Source organism: Sphingopyxis sp. GC21, from assembly GCF_025727575.1.
In the GTDB taxonomy this organism is placed as follows: domain Bacteria; phylum Pseudomonadota; class Alphaproteobacteria; order Sphingomonadales; family Sphingomonadaceae; genus Sphingopyxis; species Sphingopyxis terrae_A.
This window is the reverse complement of the sequence record NZ_CP095845.1, coordinates 2,618,583-2,631,493: the sequence shown is the minus strand read 5'-3', so window position 1 is coordinate 2,631,493 and position 12,911 is coordinate 2,618,583. Positions and strand designations below refer to the sequence as shown.

18 protein-coding genes are annotated in these 12,911 nt (G+C 63.5%); 12 read left to right on the top strand and 6 right to left on the bottom strand.

The window, feature by feature from the left end; translation table 11 throughout:
- Nucleotides 1–35 precede the first annotated feature (35 nt).
- Nucleotides 36–506, bottom strand: a complete 471-nt coding sequence (gene rplU, locus MU856_RS12720) for a 50S ribosomal protein L21 (RefSeq protein ID WP_062900703.1) — start codon at nt 504–506, stop codon at nt 36–38.
- A gap of 226 nt (nt 507–732) precedes the next feature.
- Between rplU and MU856_RS12715 the strand changes: the two genes are divergently transcribed.
- Nucleotides 733–1,248 carry a hypothetical protein gene (locus tag MU856_RS12715; protein ID WP_062900702.1) on the top strand — a complete coding sequence of 172 codons (516 nt, stop codon included), beginning with the start codon at nt 733–735 and terminating at the stop codon, nt 1,246–1,248.
- Nucleotide 1,249: 1 nt separating this feature from the next.
- Here the strand turns inward: MU856_RS12715 and pspF are convergent, their stop codons facing one another.
- Complete coding sequence (gene pspF / locus MU856_RS12710; RefSeq protein ID WP_062900701.1) at nt 1,250–2,293, bottom strand: phage shock protein operon transcriptional activator; 1,044 nt, start codon at nt 2,291–2,293, stop codon at nt 1,250–1,252.
- Nucleotides 2,294–2,469: 176 nt separating this feature from the next.
- Here pspF and MU856_RS12705 point away from each other — a divergent pair, with 176 nt between their 5' ends.
- The 10 genes from MU856_RS12705 to MU856_RS12660 all read left to right on the top strand — a co-directional run bounded on the left by MU856_RS12705 (nt 2,470) and on the right by MU856_RS12660 (nt 6,091).
- Nucleotides 2,470–2,610, top strand: a complete 141-nt coding sequence (locus MU856_RS12705; protein WP_156000919.1) for a hypothetical protein — start codon at nt 2,470–2,472, stop codon at nt 2,608–2,610.
- Between the two features lie 85 nt (nt 2,611–2,695).
- Nucleotides 2,696–3,358, top strand: coding sequence for a phage shock protein PspA (gene pspA, locus MU856_RS12700; RefSeq protein ID WP_003040658.1), 663 nt, complete (start codon nt 2,696–2,698; stop codon nt 3,356–3,358).
- 12 nt (nt 3,359–3,370) lie between these two features.
- The gene (gene pspB / locus MU856_RS12695; protein ID WP_003040657.1) at nt 3,371–3,646 is read left to right on the top strand and encodes an envelope stress response membrane protein PspB; all 276 of its coding nucleotides are present in this window, start codon (nt 3,371–3,373) and stop codon (nt 3,644–3,646) included.
- 1 nt (nt 3,647) lies between these two features.
- Nucleotides 3,648–4,028 carry an envelope stress response membrane protein PspC gene (pspC, locus tag MU856_RS12690; protein ID WP_003040655.1) on the top strand — a complete coding sequence of 127 codons (381 nt, stop codon included), beginning with the start codon at nt 3,648–3,650 and terminating at the stop codon, nt 4,026–4,028.
- Nucleotides 4,029–4,069: 41 nt separating this feature from the next.
- Nucleotides 4,070–4,369, top strand: coding sequence for a hypothetical protein (locus tag MU856_RS12685; protein ID WP_003040654.1), 300 nt, complete (start codon nt 4,070–4,072; stop codon nt 4,367–4,369).
- 11 nt (nt 4,370–4,380) lie between these two features.
- Complete coding sequence (locus MU856_RS12680; RefSeq protein WP_003040652.1) at nt 4,381–4,701, top strand: hypothetical protein; 321 nt, start codon at nt 4,381–4,383, stop codon at nt 4,699–4,701.
- A gap of 16 nt (nt 4,702–4,717) precedes the next feature.
- Nucleotides 4,718–4,966 (top strand): hypothetical protein, encoded by a 249-nt coding sequence (locus MU856_RS12675; RefSeq protein WP_003040649.1) that lies wholly within the window; start codon nt 4,718–4,720, stop codon nt 4,964–4,966.
- A 28-nt stretch (nt 4,967–4,994) separates the two neighbouring features.
- On the top strand, nt 4,995–5,264 hold the full coding sequence (locus MU856_RS12670) for a hypothetical protein (protein WP_263587698.1): 270 nt from the start codon (nt 4,995–4,997) through the stop codon (nt 5,262–5,264).
- A gap of 23 nt (nt 5,265–5,287) precedes the next feature.
- A complete protein-coding gene (locus tag MU856_RS12665) occupies nt 5,288–5,542 on the top strand; it encodes a hypothetical protein (protein WP_003040645.1) in 255 nt (84 codons plus the stop codon).
- 138 nt (nt 5,543–5,680) lie between these two features.
- Nucleotides 5,681–6,091 (top strand): SufE family protein, encoded by a 411-nt coding sequence (locus MU856_RS12660; RefSeq protein WP_062900699.1) that lies wholly within the window; start codon nt 5,681–5,683, stop codon nt 6,089–6,091.
- Nucleotides 6,092–6,204: 113 nt separating this feature from the next.
- Here the strand turns inward: MU856_RS12660 and MU856_RS12655 are convergent, their stop codons facing one another.
- The 4 genes from MU856_RS12655 to MU856_RS12640 all read right to left on the bottom strand — a co-directional run bounded on the left by MU856_RS12655 (nt 6,205) and on the right by MU856_RS12640 (nt 11,832).
- Nucleotides 6,205–8,775 (bottom strand): TonB-dependent receptor, encoded by a 2,571-nt coding sequence (locus MU856_RS12655; protein ID WP_263587697.1) that lies wholly within the window; start codon nt 8,773–8,775, stop codon nt 6,205–6,207.
- Nucleotides 8,776–9,057: 282 nt separating this feature from the next.
- Complete coding sequence (gene clpX / locus MU856_RS12650) at nt 9,058–10,326, bottom strand: ATP-dependent Clp protease ATP-binding subunit ClpX (protein ID WP_003040640.1); 1,269 nt, start codon at nt 10,324–10,326, stop codon at nt 9,058–9,060.
- Between the two features lie 167 nt (nt 10,327–10,493).
- Nucleotides 10,494–11,144 carry an ATP-dependent Clp protease proteolytic subunit gene (locus MU856_RS12645; RefSeq protein ID WP_003040638.1) on the bottom strand — a complete coding sequence of 217 codons (651 nt, stop codon included), beginning with the start codon at nt 11,142–11,144 and terminating at the stop codon, nt 10,494–10,496.
- A gap of 124 nt (nt 11,145–11,268) precedes the next feature.
- On the bottom strand, nt 11,269–11,832 hold the full coding sequence (locus tag MU856_RS12640) for a TetR/AcrR family transcriptional regulator (protein ID WP_062764005.1): 564 nt from the start codon (nt 11,830–11,832) through the stop codon (nt 11,269–11,271).
- A 122-nt stretch (nt 11,833–11,954) separates the two neighbouring features.
- Between MU856_RS12640 and MU856_RS12635 the strand changes: the two genes are divergently transcribed.
- Complete coding sequence (locus MU856_RS12635; protein WP_263587696.1) at nt 11,955–12,848, top strand: metal-dependent hydrolase; 894 nt, start codon at nt 11,955–11,957, stop codon at nt 12,846–12,848.
- Nucleotides 12,849–12,911: the final 63 nt, after the last annotated feature.

Genomic DNA, 12,911 nt, shown 5'->3' with positions numbered 1-12,911 from the left:
TTGTTTCGTTCTTCAGCCGAGCCGCGTGATCGCGCTCAGGCGTCCTTCTTGGGGGCCGCCTTCTTGGCAGCGGGCTTCTTTTCGGCGGCAGCTTCGGCCTTGGGCGCAGCGGCCTTCTTCGGCGCAGCAGCCTTCTTTTCGGGCGCGGGCGCAGCGGCGGCTTCTTCGGCCTTCGGCGCCGCTTCCTTCTTGGGAGCGGCCTTCTTGGCTTCGCCGATCGCGGTGATGCGCAGCAGCGTCAGCGACTGACGATGGCCGTTGCGGCGGCGATAATTGTGCCGGCGGCGCTTCTTGAAGACGATGACCTTTTCGCCGCGGGTCTGGGCGATGATCTCGGCCGAAACGGTCAGACCCTTCGCATCCTTCACATCGCCGCCGTCACCGGCCAGCAGAACGTCACCCAGCGACACGGTGTCACCGGCCGCGCCTTCGATCTTCTCGACGGCGATCTTGTCTCCAGCGGCGACGCGATACTGCTTGCCGCCCGTGCGCACGATTGCGAACATGGTCTTCCATCCAATCAGAAACTAAAACACCCGCGCTCCCGGTCAGCCGCCGAAGCGACCGATTTTTCCGGCATGCGGGAAAGTCAGCGCCACTAGCGGCGAACGGCGATGCTGTCAACCGCATATTTCCGCGCTTTTCATCGCGAAAGGGGCGGTTCGGGGCGCGCGGCGCCGCTCCTCCGATTCGGCTTGCTGCGATGCGTCTGCGCCCATATCAGGGGCGGCGATGAAGCCAATCCTTGCAATCCTGCCGCTGATGGCCGCAATCCCGCTGTCGGCCTGCGCCGCTGCACAGGGCGGCGACTATCCTTCGCTGGCGAAACGTCCGGTCGAGGGACGTTTCGACGTCGCGCCGCCGTCTGTCGTCGTGCCGCCGCCGGGGCCGCTGCCGACCGATCTGACCGGGCGGCTGGCGCGGTGGGAATCGGACGCGGCGGGCGCGCAGCAGGCCTTCGCGCGCGAACGGGCGCCGACCGAGGCGGCCGTCACCGCAGCGGGCGGCGCGGCGATTTCCAGCGAAAGCTGGGTCGTGGCGCAACAGGCGATCTCGCGCCTTCAGGCGGCGCGCGCGCCGTTGACCGACGCGCTAGCGGACATCGACCGCCTCTATCTTGAACGCAGCATCGCCGAATCGGTCGACGGCCTGCCCGAAATCTATGCGCTGCGCGACAAGCTCGCGGCGATGCTGGCGGCGCAGGACGATGTCCTGGCCGCGCTCGAGCGGCGGCTGCCTGGGCAATAGCTCAGTTGTTGAGCCCGTGCTTTTTCAGCGCGTGGCGGATCTGGTCATAGCTCAGACCCAGCGCTTCGGCGGCGACCTTCTGGTTGAACCGGCAGCGCGCCATCGTGTCCGACAGGATTTGCCGTTCATAGGCATCGACCGCCGCGCGCAGATCGCTGACGGCGCCGCCGGTGGGCGGGGCCGGGGTTGCCATTGCGCTATCGTCACCGGGCGCGGAGGGGGCAGGGGGCGCCGCGTCGGCTTTCGCCTGCGTGTTGCGCACTGCGGGCTGCCACGGGCTGGCGAAGGGGTCGAAGCTCAGCGTGTCGACCGGACGCGTCGGGTCGGCCCAGCGATAGATGGCGCGCTCGATGACGTTGCGGAGTTCGCGGACATTGCCCGGCCAGTCGTGGCCCTCCATCGCCGCGAGCGCGCGCGGGCCGAAGCCCGGCCATTCGTCCCAGCCGAGCACCGCGGCCATGCGCTGTCCGAAATAGGTGGCGAGCACCTCGATATCGCCTTCGCGCGCGCGCAACGGGGGCAGGGTGATGACCTCGAAAGACAGCCGGTCGAGCAGGTCGGCGCGAAAGCGGTTTTCATCGACCAGCGCGGGCAGATGCTCGTTGGTCGCGGCGACGATGCGGACGTCGACGCGGATCGGCCGCGACGAACCGACGCGCGTCACCTCGCCATATTCGACCGCGCGGAGCAGCCGCTCCTGCGCGCCCATCGACATTGTCGCGAGCTCGTCGAGGAACAAGGTGCCGCCGTCGGCCTCCTCGAAGCGCCCCGCGCGCGTCTTCGTCGCGCCGGTAAAGGCCCCCGCCTCATGCCCGAACAATTCGCTTTCGATCAGCGTCTCGGGCATCGCGGCGCAATTCATGATCACATAGGGCCGGTCCCAGCGCGCCGACAGGCGGTGCAGGCGTTCGGCGATCAGTTCCTTGCCGGTGCCGCGCTCGCCGATCACCAGCACCGGACGGTCAAGCGTCGCCGCCTGGCTCGCGCGTTCGACCGCATCCTGAAAGGCGACCGACTGGCCGATGAACTGCGTTTCGCGCTCCATTCCCAATCATTGGCAAAATTTCCCGCTGATTGGCAAGTCATTTTGTTCGGACGGGGTGATTCCGTGTGAATTTGGGCGCCTTTCCGCCGCTTTCGGCAATTGGCACGCCTCATGCATCGATATTTGCGAACCGGCGCAGAAAGCTCCGGTGCAGCGAAAAACAGGAAGGAACGATCATGAAGACGCTGTTTGCCCAGACTGCCACTTTCGCGCTCAGCGCGGTCGGTGCGCTGGCCATCCTTGTCGGGGTGATCGACCATCCGCAGGTCGTTTACGACGTCGCTGCTGCAACCCCGGCGGTCAGCCTCGTGGCCTGACCGAAAACTGGTGCCGGGGCACTCTCCCCCCTTGCCCCGCCCCGGCACCAGCCATTTTCGACGAATTTCGACAGGAGCATAGACCATGGGTATTTTTTCACGAACCCGCGACATCATCGCCGCCAACGTCACCGATCTGCTTGACCGGGCCGAAGATCCCGAAAAGATGATCCGCCAGATCATCTTCGAGATGAACGAAACCCTCGTCGAAGTCCGCGCCTCGGCCGCCCGCACCATCGCCGACCAGAAGGAAATGCGTCGCCACATCGCGAAGCTGGAAAGCCTTCAGGACAGCTGGAAGGAAAAGGCCGAACTGGCGCTGTCGAAAGATCGCGAAGACCTGGCCACCGCCGCGCTGGTCGAAAAGCAGAAGGCCGGCGACATGGCCGAAAAGCTGAAGGCCGAAATCGCCGTGCTCGACGATGCGCTCAAGGGCTATGAAGCCGACATCACCAAGTTGCAGAAGAAGCTCAGCGAAGCGCGCGCGCGTCAGTCGAGCGTCGTCAATCGCCTCGAAAGCGCCGAAAACCGCTATCGCCTGCGCGAAATGACCAATGGCGACCGCGTCCAGGACGCCTTCTCGCGCTTCGAAACGCTCGAACGCCGCGTCGACGAAGCCGAAGGCCGTGCCGACGCGCTGGGCCTCGGCTACAAAAAGTCGCTCGACGAAGAAATCGCCGAGCTGCAGGCGGCCGACAAGGTTGCCGACGAACTCGCCGCGCTGAAAGCCGCGCAGGGCAAGAACTAAGGAGCCGGACCGATGGAAGAAGTGATCATTGTCCCGATCGTCATCGGCACGCTCTTCCTCGGTCTGCCCTGGCTGATCCTCCACTACATAACCAAGTGGAAGCAGGCCAAGACATTGACCGGAGAGGATGAACAGCTGCTCGACGAAATGTATGACACGGCGCGCCGTCTCGAAGCCCGCCTGCATACCGTCGAACGGATCATCAGCGCCGACCATCCCGATTTCCGCCCCGCGGTTCGCAGCGATGAAGATCTGGCGCAGCTTGAAAACATCAGCAGGAGGAACTGAGATGTCCGCTAGCCGCACGAAATTCTATCTCGACAAACAGAACGCCAAATGGAGCGGCGTCTGTGCGGGCATCGCCGACTATAGCGGGATCGACGCCCTGTGGGTCCGCGTCGGCGCGGTGCTGCTGACGCTAATGGGGGGCTTCCCCTGGACGCTGATCGCCTATTGGCTCGTTGCCTGGATGGCGCAGCCGAAGCCCTTCGCGCTCTATGGCTCGCAGGAAGAGGCGAAATTCTGGCAGGGCGTGCGCTCGAACCCCAGCGCCTCCACCCGCGACATCCGCTCGCGCTTCCGCGACATCGATCGCCGGCTTGCCGACATCGAACTTTACTACACGAGCCACAACCGCCGCCTCGCCGACGAGATCGACGCACTGCGCTGATCCCGGCGACGCCCGGAACCATGGCAACAGGGAGTTGAAACATGAATTTCGGTGGTCCCGCTTTCGTCCTCGCCATCATCGGCATCTCGATGGCCGGCTGGATGTTCACCACCTGGATCCGCGCCAAACACGGCTATCCGGTTGAAAATGAATGGGGCGGCACGGTTCATCGAACCGACGCCGACGCTGATCGAAAAATCGCACTGCTCGAAAGCGACAATGCCAAGCTCGCCGGCAAGATCGTCCGGCTGGAGGAACGCATCTCGGTTCTCGAACGCATTGCGACCGACACCAACGGACAGGCGGCGCAGCTCGCCAGTCAGATAGACAGCCTGCGCTGAGGGGAATAACCATGGACTTCATCATCCTGAAGGAAGCAATCGCGCCGGTCGCGGCGATCATCGGCCTCGCGGCAATCGGCGGCTGGATTTTCACCACCTGGCTGCGCATCAAGCACGGCTATCCCCTCGAAAACAGCTGGGGCAAGGCGATCTATCCCAAGACCAGCGACGAGGCGATGGAACGCGTCAAGCTGATCAGCCAGGAAAATGCCCAGCTTCGCGCCGAACTCGGATCGGTCAAGGATCGCCTGGCGGTGGTCGAACGCATCGTCACCGACGAAGGCCACCGGCTGGAGCGCGAGATCGAGGCGCTGCGGCGTCCGGCGAACTGAGGAAGGAGCAGCCGTCATGAGCGATACCATCTGGATCCTGATCCCGCTTGCCCCCTTTCTCCTCGGCGGCTTCGCCATCTGGTCCAAGCACCAGCAGAAGATGATCGAGAAGCAGTCCGAACTCACCGCCGAAAAGGCCGCGCAATATGCGGCGCAGACCGAGCGGCTGGAAGCGCGCGTCCGCGTCCTCGAACGCATCGTTACCGACAAGGGAATCGACGTCGCCGACGAGATCGAGAAGCTGCGCGAAGCCCCGCTGAACTGACAAGACAAGACCGAAAGGATCGCTCCCCATGAACCCCTTTGAAATGGTCATCGGCATCGTGCTGATCGTGACGATCGGCAGCATTGTCCGGGCGAAATATGGCTTCCACCGCGACCGCCGCGGCAACGAGTATTTCGTCGGCAACGCGAATCAGGATGCCGAGACCAAGGCGCTGCAAGCCGAAATCCGTCAATTGAAAGAGCGCATCCAGGTGCTCGAACGGATCGCCACCGACAATAATCGCGCCGTCAGCCTCGACGAGGAAATCGAGAAGCTGCGCGATCGTTCGCACCCCTGATGTGACGAAGAAGGAGCCCTGTCATGGCCGCCATCACTTCTGACCTCGCAACCAATCTTGTCACCGCCGCAGTGGCGCTGTCCGCTCTCGGCATAGTCAGCCTCGCCGCGCTGCGCGGCTGGCGCGACTGGATCCAGCTCAAGCGCGAAGAACTCGCCATCTGCCACAGCGTCGGCCAGGACCCTGCGGTGCCGAACGCCGGTTCGCGGATCGAGATCGCCGACCTCAAGGAACGGCTGCGCAAGCTCGAAGCCATTGCGGCGGGGGTCGATCTTTGATCAGCCTGCCTCCGTCATTGCGAGCGTAGCGAAGCGACCCAGGGCGGCCCACGCTTCCTCCGGATGGCTTCGCCACGCTCGCAATGACGCCGTGAGAGAGGCTTTCCTTCCAACGCGCTTTCTGCCACGGCCGCGACCATGCGCAGCCTCGACGACATTTTCGAAGAATATGACTTCCTCGACGGCGACGATCGTTATCGCCTGCTGATCGATCTCGGTCGCGAACTGGAGCCGATGCCCGATCCGCTCAAGACCGACGCGACGCTGGTCCGCGGCTGCTCGGCGAGCGTCTGGGTCTACCCGCTGCCGCATGACGGCGACCGATTGCACTTCCTTGCCGACAGCAATGCCGCGATCACCAAGGGGATCGTCGCGCTCGTACTCGCCGCGGTGCAGGACAAGCCCGCGGCAGAGGTCGCCGCGATGGACATCGCCGCCGCGCTCGCCCCGTTCGACCTGACCCGCCAGCTGTCGTCAAACCGCACGCAGGGCGTCCCCAACATGATTGCCTTGGTCCAGGACACGGCGCGGCGCATCGCCGGCGCCTGAGCATCCCGATTCAACTATCGATCGCCATCGAGGTCGGCCCGTCCTTCTGACAAGCACGAAAAAGGGCGCGGGAGTTTCCTCCCGCGCCCTAATTTTCGCATACTGCCGGGGACTTAGAAGCCGACGGTCAGCGTGCCGCTGATCGTGCGCGGTGCGCCGATCTGGGCGAAGGGAACCGAGCCCGGGTTGGCGGTCACGAGGCCCGAACCCAGAACGCCGCCCTGATTCAGGCTGGTCGTGTACGAGCCGACATAGAGATTGTCGAACAGGTTGTAGACGTTGAGCTGGAAGAAGGTCTTGTCGTTCAGACCCAGGAACTCCAGGCTCAGGCGCGCATCGAGGTTGACCAGCCAATAGGCGTTGGTTTTCGCTGGATAGACAATCGTCGGTGCAGCCTGCGTACCCGCATAGATCGGCAGATTGGTGTCATAGATAAACCGGCCGCCCGTGCGCTTGCCGGTGATACCCAGTTCGACCGGCCCCAGCGTTCCGCGGACCGAGCCGCCGAAAGTATATTCGGGCGAACCCGATTCACGCTTGCCGGCAGTCTGGGCGAACAGAGGATCGCCGATCGCGGCGCAACCGATGGCAGTATTGACCGCGGTGCAGCTGCCAGCCTGGACATTGTCCTTGATCTCCGACTTCATCCACGAGCCAAAGGCGTAGAGAGCCAGTTCCGGGACCGGCTGGAAGGCAACGCTGCCGTCGATGCCATATTTGTCGACACGACCAAGGTTACGGTAGACGTTGCGTTCGGTGACGGGATCATAGGCCGAAGCGAGACGATCGCTGTACTTCGTGAACCAGCCCGAAAGCTGCGCCTGAACCTGACCGGTGCGATAGCGAACGCCCAGGTCGAAGTTGTCCGATTTTTCGGGGTTCGGACGCGCCGAGGCTGTGTTCGGTGCAAAGAAGAACGCGTTGTACAGCGAGTCCGTGCCCGGAACCTGCAGGCCCTTCGAATAGTTCGCGAACACCGAGATCCGGTTGCTCGGCTTGAACAGCAGGCCGACGTTCGGAAGAATGTCGTCATACTTGAGCACACGCTGCTGCGGGCCCTGAATCGCCGGGTTCGCAGCTGCATATGTCGCGTTGCGCGGGTCGCCCTGACCGAAGCAGTCGACGAAGCCCGAGTCGCTCGTCGTGAAGCAATAGTTGTTCAGATTACGCCGGAAGAACGGCGCGCGAATGCCGAGCGTCGTAACCAGGCTGCCATCCATAAACTCCCCGCGATACTCGCCGGAAATCTGGTTGAGCGTTGCATAGGAGAGACGGTCGCGCTTCTGGAGAACGCCGCCGGTAACGTCGGTTGCGCCGTCGTTGACCGGGAACACATCGATCGGCTCGCCATTGATCTGCAGGAAACCGACTTGTCCCGTCTGACGGTGACGCGCGCGGTCGAAGGTGTAGCCGATGCGAACCGTGTGACCCTCTGCAATGTCCCATCGCAGGTTAGCGATTACGCCATAACGATGGGTCTGCGTCTGGCTGGGTGCGAGCACCGCAACTTCGTCGAGCAGGTCGCCGTCGCCGTTGAGGTCCATGCCGAAGTAAGGACGGCCGCCGATGTAGCCAGCGAGACCATTGTTGAGCCGTTCGCGCGCATTGACGGTTCCGCCGCCATTGGCCTTCACATACTGGTAGCTGGGATCGACGGTGAGGGTTACGCCTTCCGAAAGCGTGAACTTCGACGCGCCGCGGATGTTACCCGTGTTCGACGGGTTATAGCGACGGTCAAACTCGGTACCGCACGACGACGCCGAATCGGCAGCGCCAGGCGTGACAGTTGCAGTCGTGGTGCACGGATAGTTGATGTTATATTCGCGCTCGTCGTTGTTCATCGGGAAGCGGTTGCCCGAACCTGAACCGACAACGCGGTTGGCGTCGAGGCGCAGCGGCAGCGAACCGAAGAAGTTGTTGCGGTTCTCGTTATAGTGACCGGCCACCGATATGAAGTCGCCGTTGCTGCCGATCGGCTGCCAGATGCGGCCGTTGAACTGCTTCTTGCGGATGCGGCCATAGTTGTTGAACGGATTGTCGTTCGATGCGCTCGAAGCCGAGACGAAGGCGCGCGTGCCGAACGGCGTGAATTCGCCGGTGTTGATCAGGCCGAAAACGCGGAAGAAGCTGTATTCGCCCGCCGAACCCGAGACCTTGACACCGAATTCTTCGGTCGGGGTCATCGTGCGGTAGTTGACGGTCGAGCCGGTTGCCGCGGCGGTCGGGCTGTCGACGTCGGTCGAACCGAGGTTGACGTTGACCTGTTCGATCAGTTCGGGATCGAGCTGCTGGTTCGAATAGATGGCATAGTTGCCCGAGTCGTTCAGCGGAACGCCGTCGAAGGTCAGGCTGATGCGGTCGGCCGAAAAGCCGCGGATGGTCAGCTGACCGCCCGACGAACCATAAGCGTCATTGTTGGTGAAGACGACCCCCGGGACCAGGTTGATGGTGTCGAGAATGGTCTGACCGGGGTTCTGACGCGCGATCACTTCCTGACCCAGAACCGACTTCGCCTTCGACGTATCGGGCGATTGGATGCCGGCGACGTCCTGCGCCGAGGTGCCGGTGACGACGATCTCGTTTTCGAAATCGACCGAGCCCGTCGACTGGGCAAAGGCCGGCGTGGAAAGCAGCGCAAGCGGAAGCAGCGCGGCGCCAGCGGCGAGCGTGTTGCGGAAATTCATGACAGGTTGTCCCCTTGATTGTGGCATTCGGCAGGCGCGCGGCTTGGGGCGCGCTTGACCTGCGAGCGCCCCTGAAGCCCGCATGTGGCACGATTGTGACAGCAAATGTGACAGTGCAAGCCGCGCCATCGCCCAGGCGCGGGGAAAGGTCAAAAAAGCGCGAATTTCCGTCGCTGCCGCAGAATAATCGACAGGCGGCGCTGCGTTTTTTCGTGCAACTGTTGCTGCAATGCAACATTGGCGGGAGCGAAACCGCGGCGCAGGTGCGCGCCGCGACTCGACTCAGGCGGCGTCGCCCGCTTCCTTCGCCTTGTCGGCATAGACGCGCACCGGCGCCTTGCGGCCCTCGACGACATCCTTGTCGACGACGATTTCGATCACGTCGGTCAGGTCGGGCAGGTCGAACATGGTGTCGAGCAGAATCGCCTCGACGATCGAGCGCAGCCCGCGCGCGCCGGTCTTGCGTTCGATCGCCTTTTTGGCGACCGCGACCAGCGCGTCGTCGGTGAAGGTCAGCGCGACCTCTTCGAGATCGAACAGCTTCTTATACTGCTTGATCAGCGCATTCTTGGGCTCGCCCAGAATCTTGACCAGCGCGTCGATGTCGAGATCCTCGAGAGTCGCGATCACCGGCAGGCGGCCGACGAATTCGGGGATCAGGCCGAACTTGAGGAGATCTTCAGGCTCGATATTCTTGAGCACCTCGCCCGCGCGGCGTTCGTCGGGGCCGGCGACATGGGCGCCGAAACCGATCGACTTGCCCTGCAGGCGGTCGCCGATGATCTTTTCGAGGCCGGCAAAGGCGCCGCCCGCGATGAACAGGATGTTGGTCGTGTCGACCTGCAGGAATTCCTGCTGCGGATGCTTGCGCCCGCCCTGCGGCGGCACGCTCGCGGTGGTGCCTTCCATCAGCTTGAGCAGCGCCTGCTGCACGCCTTCGCCCGACACGTCGCGCGTGATCGAGGGATTCTCGGCCTTGCGGCTGATCTTGTCGATTTCGTCGATATAGACGATGCCGCGCTGCGCCTTTTCGACATTATAGTCGGACGCTTGGAGCAGCTTGAGGATGATATTCTCGACATCCTCGCCGACATAGCCGGCTTCGGTGAGGGTCGTCGCATCGGCCATGGTGAAAGGCACGTCGAGGAAGCGCGCCAGCGTCTGCGCGAGCAGCGTCTTGCCGCTGCCCGTCGGGCCGACGAGCAGGATGTTCGACTTCGCCAGTTCGACATCATCGCCGCGGCCCGAATTGGCGAGGCGCTTGTAATGGTTGTGGACCGCGACCGACAGCACGCGCTTGGCGGTGTTCTGGCCGATCACATAATTGTCGAGGTGCTGGCAGATTTCGAGCGGCGTCGGCACCGCGCCATCCTTGCGCGCGGCGACCCCGCCCTTGATTTCCTCGCGGATGATGTCGTTGCACAGTTCGACGCATTCATCGCAGATGAACACGGTGGGGCCGGCAATCAGCTTGCGGACTTCATGCTGCGACTTGCCGCAGAAGGAGCAGTAAAGAGTGCTCTTGCTGTCCGAGCCGCTCAATTTCGTCATAAATCTTCCTCTGGCAGCCGCAAAAGGGCGCTGCCGTCCTTCATCCTAGCCCGCGATCACCCAATTACAATATGGCAATTAGGTGACATTGGGACATGTCCAACCTGACGACGGCCCGCGAACGGGGGCGTCAACAAACGCGGTTACCGAAAGCGGGCTGGCCGGCGTCAGGGCGTCGGACCTTCGCTGATTTCCTTGGGCGCCTCGTCGCCGGGGAGCGCGGGGCGGCGGTCGTAGACATGATCGACGATCCCGAATGCGCGCGCTTCCTCGGCTTCGAGGAAAGTGTCGCGATCCATCGCCTTTTCGATGTCTTTCAAGGGCTTGCCCGTATATTGCGCATAGAGGTCGTTCATCCGCTTGCGGATACGCAGGATTTCCTTGGCCTGGATTTCGATGTCCGACGCCATGCCGCGCGCGCCGCCCGAGGGCTGGTGGACCATGATGCGGGCGTTCGACAGCGCGACGCGCATGCCGGGTTCGCCGGCGGCGAGCAGGAAGCTGCCCATCGACGCCGCCTGGCCGATGCACACGGTGCCGACGCGGGGGCGGATATATTGCATCGTGTCGTGGATCGCCATGCCCGCCGTGACGACGCCGCCCGGCGAGTTGATGTACATATAGATGTCCTTCTTCGGATTTTCCGATTCGAGGAACAGAAGCTGCGCGACGATCAGCGACGCCATATTGTCCTCGACCTCGCCCGTCACGAAGACGATCCGTTCGCGCAGCAGGCGCGAGAAGATGTCAAAGCTGCGTTCGCCGCGGCTCGTCTGTTCGACGACGACGGGAACAAGGGCGGCGAGCGGGTCGATCATGGAAATTTCGTCCTTCAGTATCCGGGATGCCCGCCGCGAACCGGCGGGCTGCCCCTCGGCGCCTTACATCGGCGCGTGGCGTAAGGGATTCAAGGGGGCAAATATCGCGTGCCGGCGCGCCCCGCTATTGCGGGGGCTTGCCGCCCTGTTCGGTCCAGAAGGCGGCGATGCGGCCGGTGATGAGTTCGGTCGCGAGCGTGCGCGCGGTATCGCGGGGCAGGCCCAGCGCTTCGGCCATCGGGCCGCCAAGCTGGGCATCGCCCATCGCCATCAGCACGAGCGCCAACGTGTCTTCGTGCATCAGCCGCTTTTCGTGCGCGTCGGGCGCCGTTCCGTCGATCAGGCGGTGGATGGCATCGAGGATCGGGTCGAGCGCGTCCTCATTGCCCGTCGCCGCCATCCAGGTGGCGAGCGCCCCGGCGCCGCCGCTGTCGAAGGCGTCGAAGGCAAGGTCGACGATCTCGCGCACATTGCGTTCGCCCGGCGGCGACGACGTCATCTTCGCAGCAATCGTGTCGCACACCGTTTCGGCGAGATAGGCGGCGAGCGCCTTTTGCAGACCGGCGGCGCTGCCGAAATGGTGGAGCAGATTGGCGTGAGTGCGGTCGATGCGCGATGCCACGGCTTTCAACGTCACCGCCTGCGGCCCCATCTCGATCAGGATCAGCCGCGCGGCCTCGAGCGCCACCGACCGGCTTTCCTCCGGGCTGAGCCGTTTCTTTACTATTGACACCACTGTAAGTAATTCCTATTTCTTGCCCCGTCGGGCGTCCCCACGCCCTGAGCCCCCTTTTCGACGGTGAGAACCATATGTCCAGCCTTTCCCGCACGCCGACGCCGCAGGATTTGTCGATCACCCCGCGCGATCGCCGCTTCGGCCGCGACGACCGGCAGGGGCGCTGGTGGATGAACGGCGACCCGATCGCCTCGGTTTTTCATACCGCTTTGTCGGTCACCTTTCCGAAAGGCGAGGCGATGTTCATCGAGGCGGTGAAGGCGCACCGCGACGGCGTGCCCGAAAAGCTGGCGCGCGAAATCCGCGCCTTCACCCAGCAGGAAGTCATTCACAGCCGCGAACATGTCGTCTTCAATCGCAAGGCGGCGGAGGCGGGCTACGACCTGTCGGAGCTAGAGGCCGATGTCGACAATGTGATGGAACTCATCAAGACGCGCCCGCCCATCGTCAACCTGATGGCGACGATCGCGCTCGAACATTATACCGCGATGATGGCGGCGATCATGCTCAAGGATTCCGCGATGTACGACGGCACCGAGCCCGAATGGGCGGCGCTGTGGAAATGGCACGCGATCGAGGAAATCGAGCATAAGGGCGTCGCTTACGACACCTGGCTCCACGCGACGCGCGACTGGAGCCGCTGGCGGCGCTGGAAGGCGAAGTCGCTGATGATGGTCGCGATCACCGCGCGCTTCTGGCCCAAGCGCATCCGGGGCATGAAGGCGCTCTTGCAGCAGGACGGGCTGACCGGCTGGCGCGTCAGCGCGCGCATCTGGTGGTTCATGCTCGGCTATCCGGGCATCCTGCGCAAAAGCTTTCTGCCCTGGCTGGCCTATTTCATGCCGGGCTTTCACCCTTGGAACCATGACGACCGCCAACTCATCAAGAAATTCGAGAGCGATTATTCCGATGCGGTGATGCCGTCGCATTCGTCGGGTGCGCCCGAGCTGGCAACGGCCGCGGCCTGAGGCCGCGGCCCGGCCCCCCCGCGAAGGCGGGCGGCCGGAGAGGCCTCTCTCTCCCTCTCCGGG

Excerpts from the sequence above, each read along its gene's own strand:
- pspF (WP_062900701.1), bottom strand. The coding sequence starts at position 2,293 with ATGGAGCGCGAAACGCAGTTCATCGGCCAGTCGGTCGCCTTTCAGGAT.
- MU856_RS12715 (WP_062900702.1), top strand. The coding sequence starts at position 733 with ATGAAGCCAATCCTTGCAATCCTGCCGCTGATGGCCGCAATCCCGCTG.
- MU856_RS12660 (WP_062900699.1), top strand. The coding sequence starts at position 5,681 with ATGCGCAGCCTCGACGACATTTTCGAAGAATATGACTTCCTCGACGGC.
- pspA (WP_003040658.1), top strand. The coding sequence starts at position 2,696 with ATGGGTATTTTTTCACGAACCCGCGACATCATCGCCGCCAACGTCACC.
- MU856_RS12670 (WP_263587698.1), top strand. The coding sequence starts at position 4,995 with ATGAACCCCTTTGAAATGGTCATCGGCATCGTGCTGATCGTGACGATC.
- MU856_RS12685 (WP_003040654.1), top strand. The coding sequence starts at position 4,070 with ATGAATTTCGGTGGTCCCGCTTTCGTCCTCGCCATCATCGGCATCTCG.
- MU856_RS12705 (WP_156000919.1), top strand. The coding sequence starts at position 2,470 with ATGAAGACGCTGTTTGCCCAGACTGCCACTTTCGCGCTCAGCGCGGTC.
- MU856_RS12635 (WP_263587696.1), top strand. The coding sequence starts at position 11,955 with ATGTCCAGCCTTTCCCGCACGCCGACGCCGCAGGATTTGTCGATCACC.
- MU856_RS12645 (WP_003040638.1), bottom strand. The coding sequence starts at position 11,144 with ATGATCGACCCGCTCGCCGCCCTTGTTCCCGTCGTCGTCGAACAGACG.
- clpX (WP_003040640.1), bottom strand. The coding sequence starts at position 10,326 with ATGACGAAATTGAGCGGCTCGGACAGCAAGAGCACTCTTTACTGCTCC.
- MU856_RS12675 (WP_003040649.1), top strand. The coding sequence starts at position 4,718 with ATGAGCGATACCATCTGGATCCTGATCCCGCTTGCCCCCTTTCTCCTC.
- MU856_RS12680 (WP_003040652.1), top strand. The coding sequence starts at position 4,381 with ATGGACTTCATCATCCTGAAGGAAGCAATCGCGCCGGTCGCGGCGATC.
- MU856_RS12655 (WP_263587697.1), bottom strand. The coding sequence starts at position 8,775 with ATGAATTTCCGCAACACGCTCGCCGCTGGCGCCGCGCTGCTTCCGCTT.
- rplU (WP_062900703.1), bottom strand. The coding sequence starts at position 506 with ATGTTCGCAATCGTGCGCACGGGCGGCAAGCAGTATCGCGTCGCCGCT.
- MU856_RS12665 (WP_003040645.1), top strand. The coding sequence starts at position 5,288 with ATGGCCGCCATCACTTCTGACCTCGCAACCAATCTTGTCACCGCCGCA.
- pspC (WP_003040655.1), top strand. The coding sequence starts at position 3,648 with ATGTCCGCTAGCCGCACGAAATTCTATCTCGACAAACAGAACGCCAAA.
- pspB (WP_003040657.1), top strand. The coding sequence starts at position 3,371 with ATGGAAGAAGTGATCATTGTCCCGATCGTCATCGGCACGCTCTTCCTC.